Here is a 22,832-nt window from a genome sequence, read left to right as displayed (position 1 = left end):
AGCGTTCGCTGGGTCCCGCGGGGGCGGGGTGTCGCGGGGGGTGGGGCCAAAAAGGCCTGTTCCGGGCGGCACCGCGGGGCGCAGCTCACCGCCGCCGGGGAGCGGAGAGGCGGCCAGGCGTGGGCGCAGCCCGGATAGCATGCGGGGGGCATAGTGAATCAGCTCGGACCGGAGGCGCCCCATGGCGGGAGAACCGCAGGCAGACTGCCTGTTCTGCAAGATCGTCGCGGGTGAGGTACCCGCGACCGTCGTGAGGGAGACGGAGACGACCGTCGCCTTCCGGGACATCAACCCGCAGGCCCCCACCCACATCCTGGTCATCCCCAAGGTGCACTACGCGGACGCCGCCACCCTCGCCGCCGCCGAACCCACCTTCGCCGCCGACCTCCTCCGCGAGGCGGGCGACGTCGCCGCCGAGGAGAAGGCGGAGAGCTACCGCATCGTCTTCAACACCGGCTCCGGCGCGGGCCAGACCGTCTTCCACGCCCACGCCCACGTCCTCGGCGGACGCGGCCTCCAGTGGCCCCCGGGATAACGCACCTTGTCCGTACGCGAATTGGTGGTCCTCGGCACCGCGAGCCAGGTCCCCACCCGGCACCGCAACCACAACGGCTACGTCCTGCTCTGGGACGGTCAGGGGATCCTCTTCGACCCCGGCGAGGGCACGCAGCGGCAGATGCTGCGTGCCGGCATCGCCGCGCACGACCTGCACCGGATCTGTGTCACGCACTTCCACGGCGATCACTCGCTCGGTCTTCCCGGCGTCATCCAGCGGATCAATCTGGACCGGGTCCCGCATGACGTGACCGTCCATTTCCCGCGCTCGGGTCAGCACTTCTTCGACCGGCTGCGGTATGCCACCGCCTACCGTGAGTCGGTCCCGCTGGTCGAGCAACCTGTCGACGGCAACGGGCAGTTGGCCGTCTCCTCCTCGTTCGCGCTCGACGCCGTCCGGCTCTCGCACCCCGTCGAGTCCTTCGGCTACCGCATCGCCGAGCCCGACGGGCGGCGGATGCGGCCCGAGCTGCTCGCCGCGCGGGGGATCACCGGTCCTGACGTGGGGCTGCTGCAGCGCGAAGGCGTGCTGCGGGGTGTCGCGCTCGACGAGGTGAGCACCGTGCGGCGGGGCCAGCGGTTCGCCTTCGTGATGGACACCCGGCTGTGTGACGGCGTCTACGCCCTCGCGGAAGGGTGCGACATGCTCGTCATCGAGTCGACCTTCCTGGATGAGGACGAGCAACTCGCCGTCGACCACGGGCACTTGACCGTGGGGCAGGCGACCCGTGTCGCCATGGAGTCCGGTGTCCGGCATCTCGTGCTGACCCACTTCAGTCAGCGCTACCCCGACTCCCGCGTTTTCGAGCAGCAGGCCCGGGAGGCCGGGTTCGACGGTGAACTCACCGTCGCACAGGACCTGTTGCGTGTACCCCTGCCCAAACGAACCACCTGAGTGAGCCGCCGCCATGCCCCTTCCCAAAGCTGAACTCCACCTCCACATCGAGGGGACGCTCGAGCCCGATCTGGCCTTCGCCCTCGCCGCCCGCAACGGCGTCACCCTGCCGTTCGCGGACACCGAAGCGCTGCGCAAGGCCTATCTCTTCGACGACCTGCAGTCCTTTCTCGATCTGTACTACGGCCTGATGGCCGTGCTGCGGACCGAGCGGGACTTCGAGGAGCTCGCCGACGCCTATCTGGCGCGCGCCGCCCAGCAGGGTGTGCGGCACGCGGAGATCTTCTTCGACCCGCAGGCGCACATGGCGCGCGGCGTCGGCATCGGCACCGTGGTGGAGGGGCTCGGGCGCGCCCTGGACCGCAGCGAGGAGCGGCACGGGATCTCGACCCGGCTCATCATGTGCTTCCTGCGGGACCAGTCCGCCGAGTCCGCCCTGGAGACGCTGGACGCCGCCAAGCCCCACCTCCACCGGATCGTCGGCATCGGTCTCGACTCCGCCGAGGTCGGGCATCCGCCCGCCAAGTTCCGCGAGGTGTACGAGGCGGCCGCCGCGCTCGGTCTGCGCCGGGTCGCGCACGCGGGCGAGGAGGGGCCGCCCGCGTACATCACCGAGGCCCTGGACGTCCTGGGCGTCGAGCGCATCGACCACGGGCTGCGGTGCATGGAGGACCCGGAGCTCGTGGAGCGGCTCGTGCGGGAGCGGGTGCCGCTCACGCTCTGCCCGCTGTCCAACGTCCGGCTGCGCGCCATCGACGTACTCGAAGAGCACCCGCTGGCCCGGATGATGGACGCCGGCCTCCTGTGCACGGTCAACTCCGACGACCCCGCGTACTTCGGCGGCTATGTCGGCGACACCTTCCACGCCGTACGGGAAGCGCTCGGGATCGACCAGGAGCGGCTGCGGGAACTCGCGCGGAACTCGTTCGAGGCGTCCTTCCTCGACGGGAGCGCGGAGGACGAGGCGCTGCGGGCGCGGTATCTCGCCGAGGTCGCTGAGTATTCGTTCGACTGAGCGTCGGGGGCGGAGCTACGGTTCACCCATGGATTCCATCGCTCAGCTCTACGGCTGACACGGCCCTCATAGGCCCGGGCGCCCCGCGATCAGCGGCTGCGCCGGGCTGTCGTGTCCTCGTCCGCAGCAGTTGAATCGCCTGAACCCGAAGGAATCTCATCCATGAATCGTCGAACGTCCCGTCGCCCTGCCCATATCGCCATGGTCGGCGTCCCGATGGTCAGCCATGTGCTGCCCAGTCTGGAGATCATCCGCGAGCTGGTGGCGCGCGGGCACCGGGTGACGTACGCGAACGACCCGGCGACCCGAGAGCTGATCGAGCCCACCGGTGCCGAACTCGTCCCCGTCACCTCGGTGTTGCCCTTCAAGGACAACATCTGGCCCGAGGACCCGATCGCCGCGAGCGCCCTCTTCCTCGACGACGCGATCGCGGTGCTTCCGCGCCTGCGCTCGTTCTACGACGACGACCCCGCCGATCTGTATCTGTACGACATCGGCGCGTACGTCGCCCGTGCGCTGGCCGAGGGGCAGCGGCGGCCGTTCGTGCAGCTGTCGCCCACCTATGTGGCCTGGGACGGCTACCAGGAGGAGGTCGGGGCGCAGCTCCGGCAGCTGCCGGGTGCCGCCGAACTCGAGGCCCGGTTCGGGGAGTGGCTCGCGGGGAACGGGGCCACGACCCTGGACGTCGGCGCCTTCTCCGGTACGCCCGAGCGGGCCGTCGCGACGATCCCCCGGGCGATGCAGCTGTTCGCCGACCGGGTCGATCCGCGGCGGGTCAGCTTCGTCGGGCCCTGCTTCGGGGACCGGTCGGGGCAGGGGAGCTGGCAGCGGCCCGAGGGCGCCGAGAAGGTGCTGCTCGTGTCGCTGGGGTCCGCGTACACCCAGCAGCCCGAGTTCTACCGGCAGTGCGTGGCCGCGTTCGGCGGGCTCGCCGGGTGGCATGTGGTGCTGCAGATCGGCAAGCACGTGGATCCCGCGGAGCTGGGGGAGGTGCCGGGGAATGTCGAAGTGCGGTCGTGGGTGCCGCAGTTGGCGATCCTGGAGCAGGCCGACGCGTTCGTCACGCATGCGGGCATGGGGAGCAGCAGCGAGGGTCTTTTCAGCGGGGTGCCGATGATCGCGGTGCCTCAGGGGGCCGAGCAGCCGCTCAACGCGGATCGCCTGGTGGAGCTGGGGGTCGCGCGGCGGATCGATACCGCCGATGCGACGGCTGACGCACTGCGGGCGGCTCTTCTTGAGCTGACGTCCGATGCCGATGTCGCCGGTCGGGTCGCCCGGCTGAAGGCGGAGGTGCGGGGCGAGGGCGGTACGGTCCGGGCCGCTGATCTCATCGAGGCGGAGCTCGGCGGGTGAATTTTTAGCCTGTCGAGGGGGTCCCCCCTGCTCTTTAAGAGCTTGGGGGAGATTGAGGACGACTCGGCGGAGCCGGTGATCAACGGTGCGCACGCCCCCGGGGTGGACGCCTCTGCCGTGCCACACAGCGCGAGCGGAGCCGCGTCAGTTACTTTGCCTGCATGGTCGTACCCCTCAGACCCAGCGTCGACCCGCTCAAGGCGGCCCGCAGAGCCGGTGATCCGGACTGCGACGTCTACCTCACCGGCACGGTCTTCCTCGACATCATCTTCACCGGGCTCGACTCCGCGCCCGTGCGCGGGACCGAGTCCTGGGCGCGGGGGATGGGGTCGAGCCCCGGTGGCGTGGCCAACATGGCGACCGCGCTGGCCCGGCTCGGCCTGCGCACCTCGCTCGCGGCGGCGTTCGGCGACGACCACTACGGCGAGTACTGCTGGGACGCGCTCGAACAGGGCGAGGGCATCGACCTCACGCCGTCGCGCACCGTGCCCGGCTGGCACTCCCCGGTGACCGTGTCCATGGCGTACGAGGGGGAGCGGACCATGGTCAGCCACGGGCACGAGCCGCCGCCCGACGCCGATTCCCCGGACGGCGGCGCCCCGCACTGCCCGCCACGCGCGCGTGCCGCCGTCGCCGCCCTGACGCCCGGCACGCGCGCGCCGTGGATCGCCCAGGCCGCCCGCAAGGGGACGCGGATCTTCGCCGACGTGGGGTGGGACGACACCGGGCGCTGGGACCTGGCGGGGCTCGCGGACCTGGAGCACTGCGAGGCGTTCCTGCCGAACGCGGAGGAGGCCATGCGGTACACGCGAACCCAGTGCCCGCGTGCCGCCGCGCGTGCGCTGACCGAGCACGTTCCGCTCGTCGTGGTGACGCTGGGCGCCGAAGGGGCGTACGCGGTGGACGGGCGGACCGGCGAGACCGCCGAGGTCCCCGCGATCGCCGTCGAGGCGCTCGACCCCACGGGGGCCGGGGACGTGTTCGTGGCGGGCTTCGTGACCGGGACGCTCGCGGACTGGCCGCTGGCCGACCGGCTCGCCTTCGCGGGGCTCACGGCGGCGCTCTCGGTGCAGGAGTTCGGCGGGTCCCTGTCGGCGCCCGGGTGGGCGGAGGTCGCCGCGTGGTGGCGCACCGTGCGGGAGGTCGAGGACCAGGACCCGGCGGCGCTGCACCGCTACGGCTTCCTGGAGGGCCTCATTCCCGAGGTGACCCGGCCGTGGCCGCTGCGGCGGGCGGTGCCGACGATCGGGTTCAGGTCGGCGTAAGGGCGGGGAAGGGCGGGGAAGGTCAGCCGGCTTCGACCCGCGCCCGGACTTCCCCGTCGGGCCCCGCCAGGAACACCGGCGTCCCGGCCCCGCCCAGGTCCCGCACGGCGGAGAGGTCCTCCGCCGGCAGCTCCTCGGTACCGGAGACGACCGCAGCCGCCTCCAGGGACTCCGCGCCGGAGGCGACGGCCATGGCCACTGCCGTTCGCAGCGCGGAAAGCCGCAGCGAGGCGAGCTCGACGGTCCCGGCGACGTACGTACGCCCCGTCTCGTCCCGCACGGCGGCCCCCTCGGCCACTCCGTTGCGCGCCCGCGCCGAACGAGCCAGCGTCACGATCTTCCGGTCCTCAGCGCCAAGCGCGGTGCTCTCGGTCATGATCCGAGCATACGGAGCTACATCGCCACCGGAAACATGGACCCCCGCCGCCCCTCCGGCGACGCGAGCCACTCCAGTTTCGCCGCCGTCTCCGCCTCGTCCAGCGGCGTGTGCAGCACGATCGTCAGATCGGGCCGGGCCGGCACCCGCAGGGCCGTCGACTCGACGTGCAGCGAGCCCACCAGCGGATGCGTCAGCTCCTTGTGGACCTGCCCGGCGGGCTGGATGTCCCGCCGCTCCCACAGCTCCGTGAACTCGTCGCCCGCCGAGTCGCGCAGCTCGGCGAGGATCGCCTGGAACCCCTCGTCGTCCGGGTGCTCCGAGCACGACGCGCGGAACTGGGCGACGACCCGCGCCGCGTTCTCCTGCCAACTCACGCTCCGTGAGCGGTAGATGGGGTCGGTGAAGAAGTCGACGATGCAGTTCTGGGTGATCTCGGGGCGCATCCCGAAGACCATCCCGGCCGCGTCGTTGTACATGACGCAGTTGTAGTAGCGGTCCATGATGTGCGCCGGGTACGGCATCCATGTGTCGATCAGGCGCTGCATGCCGTGGCACATGTCCCGGTCGGCCTGCTCGACCTCCGGCGCGGGCGGGTTGAGACCGGCGAGGACGTACAGGTGCCGCCGCTCGGCGCTCGACAGCTTCAGGACGCGCGCCACGGAGTCCAGGACCTGCGGCGACACCGAGATGTCGCGGCCCTGCTCCAGCCACTGGTACCAGGACGCGCCGACCCCGGCGAGCACGGCGACCTCCTCACGGCGAAGACCCGGCGTACGCCGCCGCGCCCCGCCGTCCGGAAGTCCCGCCTCCGCGGGGCTGACCCGGGCCCGGCGGCTCATCAGGAACTCGCGCAGCTCACCGAGCCGCCTCGCCTTGGACGCGTCCTGCGGCCGCACCGCAGCCGCCTCACTCGTCCCCGCCATGTACGGCTCCCCCCTGCCTGGTGTTCCGACCACCAGCATAAGTTCCAGCTCCCCACGGCTGTTCCGGACATCGGAAGCTCATGGACATGGCGATCGACACCTCCACTCCCTCCTCCGCACCAGCCGCTCCCGCGGCGCCGCGGCAACCCCGGGCACCCAAGCTCTCCACCCGCGACAGGCTCGTCCTCTTCGTGCTCTGCGCCGCCCAGTTCATGGTCGCGCTGGACTTCTCCGTGCTGAACGTGGCGCTGCCCGTCCTCGGCGCCGACCTCGGCATGAGCCAGTCCGCGCTGCAGTGGGCGGTGACCGCGTTCGCCCTGCCGTCCGGCGGCTTCCTGCTGCTGTTCGGCCGCACCGGCGACCTGTTCGGGCGGCGCAGGCTGTTCCTCGGCGGGCTCGCCCTGTTCGGCCTGGCCTCGCTGCTCGCGACGTTCGCCTGGGACCCCGCGTCGTTCCTCGCCGGGCGCGCGCTGCAGGGCGTGGCCGCCGCGGCGATCGTGCCCACCGGCATGTCCCTGCTGACCACGACCTTCCCCGAGGGCCCGCAGCGCGACCGGGCGCTCGGCATCTCCGGCACGCTGCTCTCGCTCGGCTACACGCTCGGCATGGTGTTCGGCGGCGTACTCACCGACACGCTCGGCTGGCGCTCCACGATGGGCCTGCTGACCCTCTTCGCGCTGATCGTGCTGCCGCTGGCCCCCGGCCTGCTGCCCGAGTCCCGCACCCCTGACCGCCCGCGCCTCGACATCCCGGGAGCGGTCACCGTCACGGGCGGTCTGCTCGCCCTGATCTACGCCCTGTCCACGGCCGCCGAGCGCGGCTTCGGCGGCACCGACGTCATCGTCACGCTCACCGGCGGCGTGCTGCTGCTCGCGGCCTTCGGTTACGTCGAGTCGCGCGCCGCGTCCCCGCTGGTCTCCCTGCCGATGCTGCGGCGGCGCACGGTGGCATGGGGCAACCTGGGCGGTCTCGTCACCTTCTCGATGATGTCGGCCGTCATCTTCGTCCTCACGCTCTATCTGCAGGAGGTCCTGCGCCTCTCCGCTTTCCAGACGGGCCTCGTCTTCGGCGTGCAGGGCGTGCTCTCCGTGGTCGCCGGGATCTACGCGCCCAGGGTCATCAGCCGCTTCGGGGCGCACCGCACCCTCGTCGTCTCGCTGCTCGGCCAGGGCCTGTTCATCGCGTCGCTGCTCGGCATCGACGAGGGCACCTGGTCGGTCTGGCTCGCCACGGCGGGCGTCTCGATCGCCAGCATGTTCCACCTGGGCGCGATCATCTCGTACGGCCTGACGGTCACATCGGGCGTCCCGGACGAGGAGCAGGGCCTGGCCACGGGCCTGGTCACCTCCACCCAGCAGGTGGGCATCACCGTCGGCATCCCGCTCCTCGGGGTCATCGCGACGACGGGCACGGATCTTCTGGCGGGGACGCGGACGGTGCTCCTGATCGACACGGCGGTGGTCCTGGCCACGGCGGCGCTGGTGGCCGCGGGACTGCGCCGCACGGGCGCGCGCGGCTAGGGGCGGTCGAGCCGGAGGCGCTCCGCCCGCGGGAGGCCCGCGACGACCAAGTCGTACGAGTCCTCGATGAGCTCCCGGACCTGCTGGTCCGGGAGCTCTCCGTCGACGGTCACCGTGTTCCAGTGCCGCTTGTTCATGTGCCAGCCCGGCACGATCTCGGGGTGCGCGGCCCGCAGCTGGACCGCCATGTCCGGTTCACACTTGAGGTTCACCTTGAGCGGTCGCCCGTCGAGGTGGCAGAGCGCGAACATCTTGCCGAGGACCTTGAAGACCGAGGTGTCGGGGTTGAACGGAAACTCCTCCACCGCCGCGTTGAACGACAGGCAGAACGTACGCAGCTCCTGCGGGGTCACCCCGAAGTCCCCTCTCCCGCGCCACCCGGCACGACCGGCTCCACAAGCACCGTCACGATCTTGTTCCGCCGCCCCGCCGCGGACTCCGCGGTGAGCCGCAGCTCCCGCCCGTCCGGCAGCGGCACGATCGCCGACGCGTCGGCGATCGGCACCCGGCCGAGCGCCTTGGCGAGCAGGCCGCCGACCGTCTCGACGTCCTCGTCGTCGAACTCGTCGAGCCCGAAGAGCTCGCCGAGGTCACCGATGTCGAGGCGCGCGGTGACGCGGTAGCAGCCGTCCGCGAGCTCCTCCACCGGCGGCAGTTCACGGTCGTACTCGTCGGTGATCTCGCCGACGATCTCCTCGAGGATGTCCTCGATGGTGACGATGCCCGCCGTGCCGCCGTACTCGTCGATGACGACGGCGACGTGATTGCGCTCCTGCTGCATCTCGCGCAGCAGATCGCCCGCGTTCTTCGTGTCCGGCACGAACGTGGCGGGGCGCATGGCCGTCGACACCAGTTCGTTCTCCGCGTCGCGGTTGATGTGCGTCTTGCGGGCCAGGTCCTTCAGATACACCATGCCGACGACGTCGTCCTCGCTCTCGCCCGTCACCGGGATCCGCGAGAAACCGGACCGCAGCGCGAGCGTCAGCGCCTGCCGGATGGTCTTGAAGCGCTCGATGGCGACCAAGTCGGTCCGGGGCACCATCACTTCGCGTACGAGGGTGTCGCCGAGCTCGAAGACGGAGTGCACCATACGGCGCTCCTCGTCCTCGATGAGGGACTCCTTCTCCGCGAGGTCGACCATCGCCCGCAGCTCGGCCTCGGAGGCGAACGGGCCGCGCCTGAAGCCCTTTCCGGGCGTGAGCGCGTTGCCGATGAGGATCAGGAGCGGCGGGATCGGCCCCATGACGCGGGCCAGCGGCAGCAGGACGTACGCGGCCGCCGTCGCCGTGTTCAGCGGGTGCTGGCGCCCGATGGTGCGCGGCGACACCCCCACCGCGACGTACGAAACCAGGACCATCACCGCGATGGCGATGGCGAGCGCCTCCCAGGTCTCGGGAAACTCCTTCAGGCAGGCGTACGTCACCAGGGACGCCGCGGCCATCTCGCAGGCGACGCGCACGAGCAGCGCCACATTGAGATAGCGGGTGGGATCGGCGGCGACCTGCGCGAGCTTCGCGCTGCCGCGCCGCCCGGAACGGACCGCCTCCTCCGCCCGGAAGCTGGAGACGCGGGCGATGCCCGCCTCGGCGCAGGCCGCGAGCCAGGCCACGACGACCAGGGCGACGGCGCCCGCGATCAGTTGAGGACTCATGACGGCGTCGGCGGCCCTAGGAGACGGTGGGCGCGGGAGACGGCCCGGTCAGGCCGTGCTCGGCGCGCCAGCCGTCGACGATGGCCGCCTGGAGACCGAACATCTCCGCCTTCTCGTCCGGCTCCTCATGGTCGTACCCGAGCAGGTGGAGCACTCCATGGACGGTGAGCAACTGCAGCTCCTCGTCCATGGAGTGCTCCGTCTCCGCTTCCTTGCCCTGCTTGAGCGCGACCTCGGGGCAGAGCACGATGTCGCCGAGGAGGCCCTGCGGCGGCTCCTCCTCGTCCTTCGCGGGCGGGCGCAGCTCGTCCATCGGGAACGACATCACGTCCGTCGGTCCCGGCAGATCCATCCACTGGATGTGCAGCTGCTCCATGGCCTCGGCGTCCACGACGATCACCGAGAGCTCGGAGAGCGGGTGGATGCGCATCCGCGCGAGTGCGTAGCGGGCGATGTCGAGGATCGCCTGCTCATCGACCTCGGTCCCGGATTCGTTGTTGACGTCGATCGACATGGTGCGGTTTCCGCTACTTCCCGTGTTTCTTGTTCTGCTGACGCTGCTGGCTGTCGTCGTACTTCTCGTACGCGTCGACGATACGGCCGACCAGCTTGTGCCGTACGACATCACTGGAGGTGAGCCGCGAGAAGTGCACGTCGTCCAGGCCCTCCAGGATGTGCTGGACCTGACGCAGACCCGACTTGGTGCCGCCCGGCAGGTCGACCTGCGTGACATCGCCGGTGATCACGATCTTCGAGTCGAAGCCGAGGCGGGTCAGGAACATCTTCATCTGCTCGGCGCTGGTGTTCTGCGCCTCGTCGAGAATGATGAAGGCGTCGTTGAGGGTGTTGTGCGTGAGCAGGTAGTCCTGCGTGACGTAGAGGGAGTCCTCCGCCGCCACCTGGATGCAGACCGCCTCCTCGCGGCCCGCGGGCTCGATGCTGTCGATGAAGCGCATCGGGCGGCCGCCGCCTCCGGCCGCCTGGTACTTGTCGCGCTTGCGGGTGAGGCGGAAGGGCTCGATGCCCTCGGGCAGACGGATGTCGACGACGTGTGAGTCGTGGCGATGTGCTGCCAGTGCGGTGCCCTGTTCGCGCCCCTCAGCCCGGCGACGCCGGGTGTAGGCGACACCGCCGAGGGACTGGACGAGCGCGATCACGTCGTCCCGCAGGACGACCGATGCCGTCGAGTACTGGATACGGCAGGTGCGGTCGTCCTGGGTGACAGGGCCACCATCGGAGTCGAGGAGACCCTGGAGCACGGCGAGGCGGACCTCTGCCGTGTTGAACCGGTAGTCGTCCGGCACGAACTTGGAGTGTGAACGGGTACCGACCAGGTCCAGCTCACGCAGGATGCGGGTGACCGGGTTCTCCAGAGTGACCACGTCACCAGGCGACTTCACCCGGTTCAGCACGTAGTCAGGACCGCTCTTGTGTCGAACGTTGACGCCGGGGAGCGCCGCCTCCAGCGCCTGGGCGAGCTCGACGTCCTCGGTGGAGAACGATGGAGTGGTGGAACCGGTGAGGCAGCCGTCGCCGAGGAGCAGGCCCAGCGCGTACGGGTCCATGCGCACCTCGCGCTCTGGGAACTCGACGGGCGCGGTGAGCATCGGCAGTTCGTACCGGCGCGTGTGCGCCGCACGCAGATCGCCGATCATCTCCTTGGTCTCCAGAACCCGCCAGGGCTTGTCACGTCGCTTGTCCGACGCCGTACGGACCGTCCACAGGTGTTCACCGCAGCACAGCGTCCAGGACCCGTCCTGGGCGGTGACGCGGTAGATGTCCTTCTCGCCCTGCGGGTAGACGCCCAGGACCGGGGTCGGCTCGCCATCCGAGCCGATGACCAGGTCGCCGACCTGGAGGTCGCCGATGGGGCGCCAGCCGTCCGGCGTCAGCACATTGGTAAAGGTCGGCTGCGCGCGTCCACGCATATATGCGAGCGGCGCCACCTCAATAGTCCCCGCCGCCATCAACCGCGGAATCGAGTCCGGGTCCAGCATGTCGTGCAGGGCGTCGTAGAGCGGCCGCAGATACGGGTCGATCTTTTCGTAGAGCGTGCCCGGCAGGAAGCCGAGCCGCTCGCCGGCCTCGACGGCGGGGCGGGTCAGGATGATGCGGTTGACCTGCTTGGACTGCAGGGCCTGCACCGCCTTGGCCATGGCGAGATACGTCTTGCCGGTGCCCGCCGGGCCGATGCCGAAGACGATGGTGTGCTTGTCGATGGCGTCGACATAGCGCTTCTGGTTGAGGGTCTTGGGGCGGATGGTGCGGCCCCGGGACGAGAGGATGTTCTGCGTGAGGACCTCGGCCGGGGTCTCCTGGCCGTCGCCTTCTCCTGCCTCGTCCGCCCTGAGCATGGCGATCGAGCGTTCCACTGCGTCCTCCGTCATCGGCTGACCGGTGCGGAGCACCAGCATCATCTCGTCGAACAGGCGCTGGATGAGGGCGACTTCATGGGCGTCACCGACGGCGCTGATCTCATTGCCCCGGACATGGATGTCGGCCGCCGGGAAGGCCTTCTCGATCACGCGCAACAGGGCGTCTCCGGAGCCGAGCACCGTCACCATGGGATGGTTCGCCGGGACGGTGAAGTGGGCTCGGGACTGCCCCTGGGCAGGGGTACGAGCTGTGGGTGTCTGAGTCATGGGCCGGCTCTAGGGCCTGCTCATCCTCCTCATGCGGGGCTTGGTGGCCGCTCGACAGCCTTGCACTGCCAAGAGTACGACGCACCACTGTCACCGCCGCAGTGCTTTTCCACTCCCGGCGCGGGTGGCCGCCGGTCCCGCACCGGCCGGGAATCAGACCGCGTCCGGGCCCCGCTCGCCGGTCCGTACCCGTACGACGGAGTCGACCGGCACCGCCCACACCTTCCCGTCGCCGATCTTCCCGGTGCGGGCCGCGCGCACGACCGCGTCGATGACCGCTTCGGCGTCCACGTCGTCGACGACGACCTCGATCCGCACCTTCGGCACCAGGTCCACCTGGTACTCCGCGCCCCGGTACACCTCCGTGTGGCCCCGCTGGCGTCCGTAGCCGCTCGCCTCGGTGACCGTCAGACCCTGGACGCCCAGTTCCTGCAGGGCCGTCTTCACCTCGTCGAGGCGGAACGGCTTGATGACCGCGGTCACGAGCTTCATGCGTGGGTGCTCCCCTTCGGGTGGTGCGGGACGGTGCCGCCCTTCAGGGGGCCGCCGACCAGGACGCCGTGATCGTAGGCCGTCTCCGCGTGGTGCGTCTGGTCGAGGCCCGTCAGCTCGTCCTCGGCGCTCGCACGCAAGCCCATCAGCTTGTCGATCGCCTTGCCGATGCCGTACGTGACGGCGAACGTGTACGCCGCGACGGCGAGCACCGCCACCGTCTGCTTGCCCAACTGACCGAGGCCGCCCCCGTAGAAGAGGCCCTCGGCACCGTCCGTCATCGTGGCCGTCGCGAACAGGCCGATCAGGAGCGTGCCGATCACGCCGCCGACCAGGTGGACGCCGACGACGTCCAGCGAGTCGTCGTAGTCGAAGCGGAACTTCCAGGCGACGGCGTACGAGCAGACCACGCCCGCCGCGAGGCCGATCACCGCCGCGCCCAGGATGCCGACGGCCCCGCACGACGGGGTGATCGCGACCAGGCCCGCGACCGCGCCCGACGCCGCACCGAAGGTGGTGGGGTGACCGTCGCGCCGCTGCTCCACGAAGAGCCAGCCGAGCAGGCCCGTGCAGCCGGCGAGCAGCGTGTTGAGGAGGGCGGCCGCGGCGAGGCCGTTCGCGCCGAGCGCCGAGCCGCCGTTGAAGCCGAGCCAGCCGAACCAGAGCAGGCCCGCGCCCATCAGGACCATCGGCAGGTTGTGCGGGCGCATCGCGTCCTTCCTGAAGCCGATGCGCGGGCCGATCACCAGGCACAGGGCCAGTCCCGAGGCGCCGGACGCGATCTCCACGACCAGGCCGCCCGCGAAGTCGACGGCGCCGAGGGAGGAGGAGATCCAGCCGTCGGGGCCCCACACCCAGTGCGCCACGGGAACGTATACGAGCAGCGCCCACAGCGGCACGAAGACGAGCCAGGCGGCGAACTTCGCGCGGTCCGCGATCGCGCCGCTGATCAGCGCCGTGGTGAGGATCGCGAAGGTCAGCTGGAAGGTGGTGAAGAGGAGGGTGGGGACCGTCCCGGTGAGCGTGCTCGGGCCGATGCCCGCCATGCCGAGGTGGTCGAGGCCGCCGATCAGGCCCGCGAAGGTGTCGTCGCCGAAGGCGAGCGAGTAGCCCGCGAGCAGCCATACGACGGTGACCAGGGCGATCGACACGAAGCTCATGAGCAGCATGTTCAGGACGCTCTTCGTGCGGACCATGCCGCCGTAGAAGAGCGCGAGGCCCGGGGTCATGAGGAGGACGAGTGCGGTGGCCGCGAGCAGCCAGGCGGTGTCGCCTGTGTCGGGGCCCTGTGCTGCGGCCAGAAAAGTCATGGAGGAGAGCGTCACCGGCACGCGTTTCGGAACGGGCAACCACGCGTTTCCGCCGTGTTTCGCGTTGCGCGGGGGTTTCCGGAAGCTCACCGGGGTGGCGTCGCGCCGCCGCCGGGGCCCATGCGTGCTGCGGGCCCCCGTCGATCAGGGACAATGGGCGCCATGAGCGTTCGTACCCAGTCATCCGAGCCGTCCGAGGCCATCCACCGCGCCGGCTTCGCCTGCTTCGTGGGCCGCCCCAACGCGGGCAAGTCCACCCTCACGAATGCTCTGGTCGGCCAGAAGGTGGCGATCACCGCCGACCAGCCGCAGACCACGCGGCACACGGTGCGGGGCATCGTGCACCGGCCCGACGCGCAGCTGATCCTGGTGGACACCCCCGGGCTGCACAAGCCGCGCACGCTGCTCGGCGAGCGGCTCAACGACGTCGTACGCACGACGTGGGCCGAGGTCGACGTCATCGGCTTCTGTCTGCCCGCGAACGAGAAGCTCGGCCCCGGCGACCGGTTCATCGCCAAGGAACTGGCCACGATCAAGAAGACGCCGAAGATCGCGGTCGTGACGAAGACCGACCTCGTCGACAGCAAGACCCTCGCCGAGCAGCTCATCGCCATCGACCAGCTCGGCAAGGAGCTGGGCATCCAGTGGGCCGAGATCGTGCCCGTCTCGGCGGTCGGCGACAAGCAGGTCGGGCTGCTCGCCGACCTGATCGTCCCGATGCTGCCGGAGAGCCCGCCGCTGTACCCGGAGGGCGACCTCACGGACGAGCCCGAGATGGTCATGGTCGCCGAGCTGATCCGCGAGGCCGCCCTTGAGGGCGTACGGGACGAACTGCCGCACTCCATCGCCGTCGTGGTGGAGGAGATGCTGCCGCGCACGGACCGCCCGGCGGACAAGCCGCTCCTGGACATCCACGCGAACGTCTACATCGAGCGCCCCAGCCAGAAGGGCATCATCATCGGCCCGAAGGGCAAGCGCCTGAAGGACGTCGGCATCAAGTCCCGCCGCCAGATCGAGGCCCTTCTCGGTACGCCGGTCTTCCTGGACCTGCACGTGAAGGTCGCCAAGGACTGGCAGCGCGACCCGAAGCAGCTGCGGAAGCTGGGCTTCTGACGGGCTAGGCCGGTGCCGGTCGCGCTTCCGTCAGGGTCGCAAGGCCCACGGCCAGTTCCCGCGCCCACACCCGGTAGCCGTCCGGTGAAGGATGCAGCCGGTCGGCCGCGAACCACTCGCCCGCGATCGCCGGCGGTCCGCCCGTCGGCAGGTGGAAGACGGCCGGGGTGCGGCGGGCCACCGTCCTCAACTGGCGGTCCAGGAGCCGGACATAGACGTCCAGCGGGCCCCGCGCCGGGCGGGGCAGCGCGGCCACGCGGGTCATCGGGGGCAGGCCCGCGAAGACCATCGGGACGTCCTCGCCGAGCCGCAGTCGTACGTCCCTGACCAGCCTCTCCACGTCGTGCCGGAACGCCCGCGGGCGGCGCATCCGCAGTGCGTCGTTCGACCCCGCGGCCACCAGGACCAGGTCGGGCCGCCAGCGGGTCGTCGGATCCGTCAGACCCGGCAGCAGGCCCCGCCGCACCACCGGCACCGTCGCCCCGGCCTTCGCCGACACCCGCCAGGAGACCGCGCGCCCCGTCATCGCCGTCAGGGTCCGGGCCAACTGCCCACTGAGGGCCTCCTCGTGGCTCGCCGCCCCCACGCCCGCGGCGAGCGAGTCGCCGATGACCGCGAGCCGCAGCGGAGGACCCCCGTACTCCCGCTGCGGCCCGGTCAGCCCGGCGTCCTCCCCGGCTGCTTCCGGCAACCTCACAAGGCGTCCCCGCATTCCCCGTGCGAACATCCCGAGCCCCTTCCGCGCTCCGTGTCCCGTCCCCCCTGCGCATAACGCTGTTATGGCCATAACAGCGTTATGCTGCTCCCGTGTCAACCGGAAAGCAGGAAACGCCGCGGGAATCGGCCGACGTCCGACGCCGGCTCCTCGACGAGGCCGCCCGCGTCATAGCCGAGCAGGGCCCCGCCGCACTCAGCGCCCGCCGCCTGGTCAAGGCGGTCGGGGCCTCGACGATGGCCGTCTACACCCACTTCGGGTCGATGCCCGAGCTGGTGCGCGAGGTCATCCGGGAGGGCTTCGTGCGGTTCCACGCCCGCGCCGCCGGCATCGGGCAGGGCGCCGACCCCGTCGTCGAACTCGCCGGACTCTGCCGCGTCTACCAGGAGTTCGCGCGCGCCGAACCGGACGTCTACGCCGTGATGTTCGGCAGCTCGGTGCTCACCGGCTTCGCGCTCTCCGACGACGACCGCCGGATGGGTACGTTCCTGCTGCGGGCCCCGCGCGACGCGATCCGCCGCTGCGTGGACGCGGGCCGCTTCCGCGCGGAGGCGGACCCCGATCTGCTGGTGCGGCAGCTCTTCAGCCAGATGCACGGCCTGGCCGAACTGGCCCGCGCCGGCTACATCATGGGCGGCTTCACCCCGGACCAGGTGCTGCACGGAATGCTCCGCGACTTCGCCTTCGCCGCCGGGGACGAGGCCGGCGCGGCCGAGGCGTCCGTGACCTCAGGCCTTGCGGGCGGCGGCTGACCGTGGCGTGGCCGCCCTGGGCGTCGGTGCTCGGCGGCTTCGGCGTTGTGCCCGCCGCGGGCTACTCCACGCCCCTGATCCGTGTCACCAGCACCGCCCCCGCCAGCCCCACCACCGCCGCCACCAGGTACAGGACCCGGTAGCCGCCCAGGTACGTCACGATCGGGGCCGCGATCGCCGGGGCCGCCACCTGGGGCAGGGAGTTGGCGATGTTGATGACGCCCAGGTCCTTGCCGCGGTCGAGGGCCTTCGGCAGGACGTCCGTCATCAGGGCGAAGTCCACCGACGTGAAGACGCCGAAGCCGATGCCGAGCACCGCCGCCGCGACGATCGCCCCCGGCCAGGTCTGCCACACCGCGAGGAGGCTGGTGGCCACCGCCATCAGGGAGCCCGACCAGATCACGAAGGGTTTGCGGCGGCCCACCCGGTCCGACCAGGCGCCGCCCACCACGACCGTGGCCAGCATCGTCACGCCGTTCACGGCCGTCAGGATCAGTACGCCCGACTCCGGGTCGGAGCGGTGCAGGCGGTCGCGGAGGAAGTAGAGGAGGTAGAGCAGCACCACCGAGTTGCTGACGTTGATCAGGAAGCGGGTCAGCCACGCCCAGCCGAGATCCGGATGGCGGCGCGGGCTCAGCCAGAAGCCGGCCAGGAAGCTCCGCCAGTTCCACGGCGGGCGGTCGGCGGCGTCCAGGCGCAGGTCCCGATGGCGTACGACATAGGGCAGCACGCCCGCCACGGTGAACACCGCACACGCCGCGTACCCCGCGACCGTCCCGCCCGCCACCGTCGCGAGCCCCGTCCCGACGACCACGCCGAGCAGCTGCGCCGCGCCCAACCAGCCGCCCACGGCGCCCCGTTGGAGGCGCGGCACCCGGTCGGGGACCGCGGCGGTGACCGCGGCGAAGGCGGCGTTCAGGGTGAGCTGGACCAGGCACCAGCCCGCCGCCATCCACCACACCGAGCCCGCCGCCGAGAGCAGGAGGAGGGAGGCCGCGCCGCCTGCCGTGCCTGCCACGATCCAGGGGGTGCGCCTCCCCCGGCGGGACGTCGTGCGGTCCGAGAGCGCGCCGAAGAGCGGGTTCGCGACGAGGGACACCACCGCGCCGACGCCCGTCACCCAGGCGAGGACCGTCTCCTTCGACGTGCCCGCCGGAGCCAGGTCCTCCGCCTGCACGGCGAGCAGGATCTGCAGCGGGCCGTACCAGCCCACCCAGATCGCCCCGTTGGCGACCGACAGGGCACTCGTCCAGCCCCTGCCGACCCGCTCGACCGGCTCCCGCAGCGCGCTCGCCGTCATGCGCGCTGCGCCCGCAGGGCCTCGCGCAGCCAGCCGTACGACGCCTTGGGGGTGCGTTCAAGGGTGTCGTAGTCGACGTGGACCAGGCCGAAGCGCTGCCGGTATCCCTCCGCCCACTCGAAGTTGTCCATCAGCGACCAGACGAAGTAGCCGCGCACGTCGACCCCCGCCTCCAACGCCCGGTGCAGGGCCCGCAGATGACCGTCCAGGTACGTGATCCGGTCCTGGTCGTCGAGCCCCTCGTACGAGCAGCCGTTCTCGGTGATGACGAGAGGCGGAAGCCGGTCGCCGTACCGGTCGCGGAAGCCGGTGAGCAGCTCCGTGAGCGAGTCCGGGACCACCGGCCAGCCGAAGTCCGTCACCGGGTATCCCTCGATCTCCCTTGGGGAGAAGGGGAGTTCGGGCGGGAGCGTGAGTCCGGAGAACTCGGTGGCCGTGCTCTCCGGCAGCGGCGCTCCCACCTGGGTCGGCTGGTAGAAGTTGACGCCGTACCAGTCGAGCGGCTCGGAGATCACCTTCAGGTCCGCCTCTAGGTCGTCCGAAGGCATCAACTCCCCGATGCCGTCCGGGTATTGCCCGAGCAGCAGCGGGTCGGCGAAGAGGCGGTTGAGGAGTACGTCGTAGAAGTCGGCCGCCGCCGTGTCCTTGTCGGCGGCCGACGCGGGCCAGGTCGGGCCGTGCGAGTTGGCGATGCCGATGTCGCCCGCGCCCGCCGCGCGCAGCGCCCGCACCGCGAGGCCGTGCGCGAGGAGCTGGTGGTGGGCGACCGGCAGCGCGTCGAAGAGGAGCTGCTCGCCGGGGGCGTGCTGGCCGAGTGCGTGGCCCAGCAGAGTGTGTTCCGCGGGCTCGTTGAGGGTGATCCACTTCGTGACGCGGTCGCCGATGCGTGCGGCCACCACGGCGGCGTAATCGGCGAACCGCTCGGCCGTCTCGCGCCGCAGCCAGCCGCCGGCCTCCTGCACGGCCAGCGGGGTGTCCCAGTGGAAGAGGGTGGGGACGGGGCGCACGCCCGCCGCGCACAGCTCGTCGACGAGGCGGTCGTAGAAGTCGAGCCCCGCGGCGCTCACCTCGCCCGTGCCCGTCGCAAGCACCCGCGGCCACGACACCGAGAAGCGGTACGCGCCCACGCCCAACTCCCGTATGAGCGCCACGTCTTCGCGATAGCGGTGGTAGTGGTCGCAGGCGACGGCGGCCGTCGTGCCGTCCTTCACGTTCCCCGGCACGGCCGTGAACGCGTCCCACACCGAGGGGCCGCGCTCGTCGACGGCGCCCTCGATCTGGTGGGCGGATGTGGACACCCCCCACAGGAAGTCGCGGGGGAACTGGGGTATCGGTTCGCGCGCATCGCTCGCTGCCATGGGCGCGATCTTCCGTACCGCCCAGTAAGGAAGTCAATGGGTGTACACGAGAAAAGGTGAACACCGCTCAAGTTTTACGAGCCCTTCTTTACGAGCCCTTTTTACGAGCCCTCCTTCAGGACCCGTGAGATCAGCTTCCGCTGCGGCTCGGTCAGGCGGGGATCCGAGCAGTACACCGTGTGCCCGTCGACGGTGAGCTGGTAGTTGAAGCCGTCCGGCACTCCTATGGGTGGCGTGCCCCGGCCCTCGGCCATGGCCTCTTCGGCCAGGGCGTGCCACTCGCGGGCATCGGGCAGTCCCGAGGTGTCGATCTCGGCGTGCCGCTCGATGCCCGCGAATCCTCCCGTGCGCTTCACCTGGATACGCATGGGTCCTGTCTACTCCAGGAGGCGGTCAGTTGGTAGGCACCCCGACCTGGGACCACGCCTTCAGGACGGCCCCGTGCTCCTCGCCGTCGCCGTACTTGGCGCGCGCGGCGGCCACCGTCAGCTTCGCGAAGTCGGCGAAGGAGGCGTCCTGGGCCAGCTCGCCGCCGGTCAGGACGGCGTACCAGATCTGTCCGGCCCGCTCCCACGCGTGGCCGCCGAGCGCCTCGGCGAGCAGATAGAAGGCGTGGTTGGGGATGCCGGAGTTGATGTGCACGCCGCCGTTGTCGCGGCCCGTCTTGACGTAGTGGTCCATGTCGGCGGGCTGCGGGTCCTTGCCGAGCACGTCGTCGTCGTAGGCCGTGCCCGGCGCCTTCATGGAGCGCAGGGCCTTGCCGGTGACGCGCGGGGCGAGCAGCCCGGCGCCGATCAGCCAGTCGGCCTCGGCCGCGGTCTGGCCGAGCGTGTACTGCTTGATCAGCGAGCCGAAGACATCCGCCATGGACTCGTTGAGCGCGCCCGGCTGGCCGAAGTACGTGAGGTTCGCCGTGTACTGCACGACGCCGTGCGTCAGCTCGTGGCCGATGACGTCCACCGGAATGGTGAAGTCGAGGAAGATCTCGCCGTCACCGTCGCCGAAGACCATCTGTTCGCCGTTCCAGAACGCGTTCCCGTAGTTCTCGCCGTAGTGGACCGTCGCGTTCATCGGCAGTCCGCTGCCGTCGATGGAGTTGCGCTCGTACGACTTCAGATACAGCTCGAAGGTCGCGCCGAGGCCCGCGTACGCGCGGTTGACGGTCGCGTCCTTGCCGGGCTTGTCGCCCTCGCCGCGGACCTTGCGGCCCGGCAGCTCGGTCTTGTGCCGTGCGTCGTAGATCGTGCGGTGCGGTTTGCCCTCGGCCGCTTCCTTCGGCGGCGTGACGGAGGGGGCGCCGATGACCGTGGTCAGCCGGCGGTGGGTGCGCTCGATGGCGTCCCGCTCCAGGGTGCGGCGGGCGGGTCCGGCGAGCGCGGCGTCGTCACTCTGGGCCAGAGTGTCGAGCACGTGGGGCGGAATGATGGTGCAGAAGACAGGCTCGAAGCCTGGATTGGCGGTCATGGCGGCAATGTGGCACTGGGTCATGCCGCTGTCACTACCTGCAACCATGATTAGTGAAATAGAGGGATTGATCACCTCTGGGCCGTTACCTGATGGTGATCCCGCATACTGATACGCATCCGCGCACACAGCGCGGCTCGGCTAGGCTGCGGAGCATCATGCGTTACGGGCTGCTTCTCCTTAGCTGCCGCGGCGAGGGCCTGTAGTCGAGGCCGACCCCCTCCCCGCGGAGTTCGGTGTTGCTCGCGAAAGCGACCGTCGGCCGTCCTTAAGGACACACCCGAGGAGCCCCGCATCATGGCGATCAAGCCGAATTTCCAGCGTGCCACGTCCATGCCGATCCACAAGTACGGGCAGTACGAGCAGGTCGACATCCCCGACCGCACGTGGCCGCAGAACCGGATCACCGTCGCACCCCGCTGGCTCTCCACGGACCTGCGCGACGGCAACCAGGCGCTGATCGACCCGATGTCCCCGGCCCGCAAGCGCGAGATGTTCGACCTGCTGGTCCGCATGGGCTACAAGGAGATCGAGGTCGGCTTCCCCTCGTCCGGGCAGACGGACTTCGACTTCGTACGCTCGATCATCGAGGACGGCGCGATCCCGGACGACGTCACGATCTCCGTCCTGACGCAGGCCCGCGAAGAGCTGATCTCCCGCACCGTCGAGTCGCTGGTCGGCGCCAAGCGCGCCACCGTCCACCTGTACAACGCGACCGCGCCCGTCTGGCGCGAGGTCGTCTTCCGTGGCTCAAAGGACGCGGTCAAGCAGATCGCCGTCGACGGCACGCGTCTGGTGATGGAGTACGCCGAGAAGCTGCTGGGCCCCGAGACGGTCTTCGGCTACCAGTACAGCCCCGAGATCTTCACGGACACCGAGCTGGACTTCGCGCTGGAGGTCTGCGAGGCCGTCTGTGACGTCTGGCAGCCAGGACCGGACCGCGAGATCATCCTCAACCTGCCCGCCACGGTGGAGCGTTCGACGCCGTCCACGCACGCGGACCGCTTCGAGTGGATGTCCCGCAACCTGTCGCGGCGCGAGCACGTCTGCCTGTCCGTGCACCCGCACAACGACCGCGGCACCGCCGTCGCCGCCGCCGAACTGGCCATCATGGCCGGCGCCGACCGCATCGAGGGCTGCCTGTTCGGCCAGGGCGAGCGCACCGGCAACGTCGACCTGGTCACCCTGGGCATGAACCTGTTCTCGCAGGGCGTCGACCCGCAGATCGACTTCTCCGACATCGACGAGATCCGCCGCACCGCCGAGTACTGCAACCAGATGGAGGTCCACCCCCGTCACCCTTACGCGGGCGACCTCGTCTACACCGCCTTCTCCGGCTCCCACCAGGACGCCATCAAGAAGGGCTTCGAGGCCATGGCGGTCCGGGCCGAGCAGCAGGGCAAGACCGTCGACGACATCGAGTGGGCCGTGCCGTACCTGCCCATCGACCCCAAGGACGTCGGCCGCTCCTACGAGGCCGTCATCCGCGTCAACTCGCAGTCCGGCAAGGGCGGTATCGCCTACGTCCTGCAGAACGACCACAAGCTGGACCTGCCGCGCCGTATGCAGGTCGAGTTCTCGAAGATCATCCAGACGAAGACCGACACCGAGGGCGGCGAGGTCACGCCGGACGCGATCTGGGGCATCTTCCAGGACGAGTACCTGCCCAACCCCGAGAACCCGTGGGGCCGCATCCAGGTCAAGAACGGCCAGACGACCACGGACAAGGACGGCACGGACACCCTCACCGTCGAGGCCACGGTCGACGGCGCCGACACGGTCCTGACCGGCACCGGCAACGGCCCGATCTCGGCCTTCTTCCAGGCGCTGCAGGGCATCGGCATCGACGTACGACTGCTGGACTACCAGGAGCACACGATGAGCGAGGGCGCCTCCGCGCAGGCCGCCTCGTACATCGAGTGCGCGATCGGCGACAAGGTCCTGTGGGGCGTTGGCATCGACTCCAATACGACCCGGGCCTCGCTGAAGGCGGCTGTTTCTGCGGTGAACCGAGCCGCGCGCTGAGCACTGCTGGAAGGCCGGTTGTCATCCGCGGGTTGGATGTGGCTGGTCGCGCAGTTCCCCGCGCCCCTTACGGGGCCAGAAGCGCCGGACGGGCTCATTCTGAGC

Annotated in this window: 22 protein-coding genes; 9 read left to right on the top strand and 13 right to left on the bottom strand. The window is 70.4% G+C overall.

Features of this window, described 5'->3' with window-relative positions; genetic code table 11:
* Positions 1–181: 181 nt before the first annotated feature.
* The 5 genes from ACFWY6_RS27360 to ACFWY6_RS27340 all read left to right on the top strand — a co-directional run bounded on the left by ACFWY6_RS27360 (position 182) and on the right by ACFWY6_RS27340 (position 5,083).
* Entirely contained in the window at positions 182–535 is a 354-nt protein-coding gene (locus tag ACFWY6_RS27360) for a histidine triad nucleotide-binding protein (RefSeq protein WP_384695499.1), read from the top strand.
* A 6-nt stretch (positions 536–541) separates the two neighbouring features.
* Entirely contained in the window at positions 542–1,450 is a 909-nt protein-coding gene (locus ACFWY6_RS27355; RefSeq protein WP_384695497.1) for a ribonuclease Z, read from the top strand.
* A 13-nt stretch (positions 1,451–1,463) separates the two neighbouring features.
* Positions 1,464–2,465, top strand: coding sequence for an adenosine deaminase (locus ACFWY6_RS27350; RefSeq protein ID WP_384695494.1), 1,002 nt, complete (start codon positions 1,464–1,466; stop codon positions 2,463–2,465).
* A gap of 162 nt (positions 2,466–2,627) precedes the next feature.
* The gene (locus ACFWY6_RS27345) at positions 2,628–3,818 is read left to right on the top strand and encodes a macrolide family glycosyltransferase (RefSeq protein ID WP_384695491.1); all 1,191 of its coding nucleotides are present in this window, start codon (positions 2,628–2,630) and stop codon (positions 3,816–3,818) included.
* 161 nt (positions 3,819–3,979) lie between these two features.
* Positions 3,980–5,083, top strand: a complete 1,104-nt coding sequence (locus ACFWY6_RS27340) for a carbohydrate kinase family protein (RefSeq protein ID WP_384695489.1) — start codon at positions 3,980–3,982, stop codon at positions 5,081–5,083.
* Between the two features lie 22 nt (positions 5,084–5,105).
* On the opposite strand, the gene ACFWY6_RS27335 is transcribed toward ACFWY6_RS27340, so the two are convergent.
* Entirely contained in the window at positions 5,106–5,459 is a 354-nt protein-coding gene (locus ACFWY6_RS27335; protein WP_384695487.1) for a cytidine deaminase, read from the bottom strand.
* A gap of 17 nt (positions 5,460–5,476) precedes the next feature.
* Complete coding sequence (locus tag ACFWY6_RS27330; protein WP_384695484.1) at positions 5,477–6,385, bottom strand: helix-turn-helix transcriptional regulator; 909 nt, start codon at positions 6,383–6,385, stop codon at positions 5,477–5,479.
* Positions 6,386–6,471: 86 nt separating this feature from the next.
* Between ACFWY6_RS27330 and ACFWY6_RS27325 the strand changes: the two genes are divergently transcribed.
* Positions 6,472–7,905 (top strand): MFS transporter, encoded by a 1,434-nt coding sequence (locus ACFWY6_RS27325; protein ID WP_384695482.1) that lies wholly within the window; start codon positions 6,472–6,474, stop codon positions 7,903–7,905.
* Here the strand turns inward: ACFWY6_RS27325 and ACFWY6_RS27320 are convergent.
* From ACFWY6_RS27320 to ACFWY6_RS27295, 6 genes are all read right to left on the bottom strand, one after another.
* Entirely contained in the window at positions 7,902–8,258 is a 357-nt protein-coding gene (locus tag ACFWY6_RS27320) for an MmcQ/YjbR family DNA-binding protein (protein WP_384695480.1), read from the bottom strand. The two genes, ACFWY6_RS27325 and ACFWY6_RS27320, sit on opposite strands and share 4 nt — an antisense overlap.
* Positions 8,255–9,556, bottom strand: coding sequence for a hemolysin family protein (locus ACFWY6_RS27315; protein ID WP_384695477.1), 1,302 nt, complete (start codon positions 9,554–9,556; stop codon positions 8,255–8,257). Before ACFWY6_RS27315 ends, ACFWY6_RS27320 begins: the two co-directional genes overlap by 4 nt.
* Before the next feature lie 16 nt (positions 9,557–9,572).
* Positions 9,573–10,070, bottom strand: coding sequence for an rRNA maturation RNase YbeY (gene ybeY / locus ACFWY6_RS27310; RefSeq protein WP_360765214.1), 498 nt, complete (start codon positions 10,068–10,070; stop codon positions 9,573–9,575).
* A gap of 13 nt (positions 10,071–10,083) precedes the next feature.
* Positions 10,084–12,198 (bottom strand): PhoH family protein, encoded by a 2,115-nt coding sequence (locus ACFWY6_RS27305; RefSeq protein ID WP_384695473.1) that lies wholly within the window; start codon positions 12,196–12,198, stop codon positions 10,084–10,086.
* Between the two features lie 153 nt (positions 12,199–12,351).
* Positions 12,352–12,690, bottom strand: a complete 339-nt coding sequence (locus ACFWY6_RS27300) for a P-II family nitrogen regulator (RefSeq protein ID WP_360765207.1) — start codon at positions 12,688–12,690, stop codon at positions 12,352–12,354.
* Positions 12,687–14,000 (bottom strand): ammonium transporter, encoded by a 1,314-nt coding sequence (locus ACFWY6_RS27295; protein ID WP_384695470.1) that lies wholly within the window; start codon positions 13,998–14,000, stop codon positions 12,687–12,689. Before ACFWY6_RS27295 ends, ACFWY6_RS27300 begins: the two co-directional genes overlap by 4 nt.
* 153 nt (positions 14,001–14,153) lie before the next feature.
* Between ACFWY6_RS27295 and era the strand changes: the two genes are divergently transcribed.
* Positions 14,154–15,113 (top strand): GTPase Era, encoded by a 960-nt coding sequence (era, locus tag ACFWY6_RS27290; protein ID WP_360765203.1) that lies wholly within the window; start codon positions 14,154–14,156, stop codon positions 15,111–15,113.
* A 4-nt stretch (positions 15,114–15,117) separates the two neighbouring features.
* Here the strand turns inward: era and ACFWY6_RS27285 are convergent, their stop codons facing one another.
* The gene (locus ACFWY6_RS27285; protein WP_384695467.1) at positions 15,118–15,804 is read right to left on the bottom strand and encodes an SGNH/GDSL hydrolase family protein; all 687 of its coding nucleotides are present in this window, start codon (positions 15,802–15,804) and stop codon (positions 15,118–15,120) included.
* Positions 15,805–15,920: 116 nt separating this feature from the next.
* Between ACFWY6_RS27285 and ACFWY6_RS27280 the strand changes: the two genes are divergently transcribed.
* Entirely contained in the window at positions 15,921–16,580 is a 660-nt protein-coding gene (locus tag ACFWY6_RS27280; protein ID WP_384695465.1) for a TetR/AcrR family transcriptional regulator, read from the top strand.
* Between the two features lie 61 nt (positions 16,581–16,641).
* Here ACFWY6_RS27280 and ACFWY6_RS27275 read toward each other — a convergent pair whose 3' ends face one another.
* The 4 genes from ACFWY6_RS27275 to ACFWY6_RS27260 all read right to left on the bottom strand — a co-directional run bounded on the left by ACFWY6_RS27275 (position 16,642) and on the right by ACFWY6_RS27260 (position 20,702).
* On the bottom strand, positions 16,642–17,880 hold the full coding sequence (locus tag ACFWY6_RS27275) for an MFS transporter (protein WP_384695461.1): 1,239 nt from the start codon (positions 17,878–17,880) through the stop codon (positions 16,642–16,644).
* On the bottom strand, positions 17,877–19,238 hold the full coding sequence (locus ACFWY6_RS27270; protein WP_384695458.1) for a GH1 family beta-glucosidase: 1,362 nt from the start codon (positions 19,236–19,238) through the stop codon (positions 17,877–17,879). The genes ACFWY6_RS27275 and ACFWY6_RS27270 overlap by 4 nt, the downstream gene beginning before the upstream one ends.
* A gap of 101 nt (positions 19,239–19,339) precedes the next feature.
* The gene (locus ACFWY6_RS27265; protein ID WP_384695455.1) at positions 19,340–19,606 is read right to left on the bottom strand and encodes a protealysin inhibitor emfourin; all 267 of its coding nucleotides are present in this window, start codon (positions 19,604–19,606) and stop codon (positions 19,340–19,342) included.
* A gap of 25 nt (positions 19,607–19,631) precedes the next feature.
* Positions 19,632–20,702 carry a M4 family metallopeptidase gene (locus tag ACFWY6_RS27260; protein WP_384695453.1) on the bottom strand — a complete coding sequence of 357 codons (1,071 nt, stop codon included), beginning with the start codon at positions 20,700–20,702 and terminating at the stop codon, positions 19,632–19,634.
* 297 nt (positions 20,703–20,999) lie between these two features.
* Here ACFWY6_RS27260 and leuA point away from each other — a divergent pair, with 297 nt between their 5' ends.
* A complete protein-coding gene (leuA, locus tag ACFWY6_RS27255; protein WP_384695449.1) occupies positions 21,000–22,727 on the top strand; it encodes a 2-isopropylmalate synthase in 1,728 nt (575 codons plus the stop codon).
* Positions 22,728–22,832 lie beyond the last annotated feature (105 nt).

It is taken from the genome of Streptomyces sp. NPDC059037 (assembly GCF_042740015.1).
In the GTDB taxonomy this organism is placed as follows: domain Bacteria; phylum Actinomycetota; class Actinomycetes; order Streptomycetales; family Streptomycetaceae; genus Streptomyces.
This window is presented reverse-complemented; position numbering and strand designations above follow the sequence as displayed.

Coding starts and splice junctions, on each gene's coding strand:
- ACFWY6_RS27360 (WP_384695499.1), top strand. CDS start 182: ATGGCGGGAGAACCGCAGGCAGACTGCCTGTTCTGCAAGATCGTCGCG.
- ACFWY6_RS27350 (WP_384695494.1), top strand. CDS start 1,464: ATGCCCCTTCCCAAAGCTGAACTCCACCTCCACATCGAGGGGACGCTC.
- ACFWY6_RS27345 (WP_384695491.1), top strand. CDS start 2,628: ATGAATCGTCGAACGTCCCGTCGCCCTGCCCATATCGCCATGGTCGGC.
- ACFWY6_RS27340 (WP_384695489.1), top strand. CDS start 3,980: ATGGTCGTACCCCTCAGACCCAGCGTCGACCCGCTCAAGGCGGCCCGC.
- ACFWY6_RS27335 (WP_384695487.1), bottom strand. CDS start 5,459: ATGACCGAGAGCACCGCGCTTGGCGCTGAGGACCGGAAGATCGTGACG.
- ACFWY6_RS27330 (WP_384695484.1), bottom strand. CDS start 6,385: ATGGCGGGGACGAGTGAGGCGGCTGCGGTGCGGCCGCAGGACGCGTCC.
- ACFWY6_RS27325 (WP_384695482.1), top strand. CDS start 6,472: ATGGCGATCGACACCTCCACTCCCTCCTCCGCACCAGCCGCTCCCGCG.
- ACFWY6_RS27315 (WP_384695477.1), bottom strand. CDS start 9,556: ATGAGTCCTCAACTGATCGCGGGCGCCGTCGCCCTGGTCGTCGTGGCC.
- ybeY (WP_360765214.1), bottom strand. CDS start 10,070: ATGTCGATCGACGTCAACAACGAATCCGGGACCGAGGTCGATGAGCAG.
- ACFWY6_RS27305 (WP_384695473.1), bottom strand. CDS start 12,198: ATGACTCAGACACCCACAGCTCGTACCCCTGCCCAGGGGCAGTCCCGA.
- ACFWY6_RS27300 (WP_360765207.1), bottom strand. CDS start 12,690: ATGAAGCTCGTGACCGCGGTCATCAAGCCGTTCCGCCTCGACGAGGTG.
- ACFWY6_RS27295 (WP_384695470.1), bottom strand. CDS start 14,000: ATGACTTTTCTGGCCGCAGCACAGGGCCCCGACACAGGCGACACCGCC.
- era (WP_360765203.1), top strand. CDS start 14,154: ATGGGCGCCATGAGCGTTCGTACCCAGTCATCCGAGCCGTCCGAGGCC.
- ACFWY6_RS27275 (WP_384695461.1), bottom strand. CDS start 17,880: ATGACGGCGAGCGCGCTGCGGGAGCCGGTCGAGCGGGTCGGCAGGGGC.
- ACFWY6_RS27270 (WP_384695458.1), bottom strand. CDS start 19,238: ATGGCAGCGAGCGATGCGCGCGAACCGATACCCCAGTTCCCCCGCGAC.
- ACFWY6_RS27265 (WP_384695455.1), bottom strand. CDS start 19,606: ATGCGTATCCAGGTGAAGCGCACGGGAGGATTCGCGGGCATCGAGCGG.
- ACFWY6_RS27260 (WP_384695453.1), bottom strand. CDS start 20,702: ATGACCGCCAATCCAGGCTTCGAGCCTGTCTTCTGCACCATCATTCCG.
- leuA (WP_384695449.1), top strand. CDS start 21,000: ATGGCGATCAAGCCGAATTTCCAGCGTGCCACGTCCATGCCGATCCAC.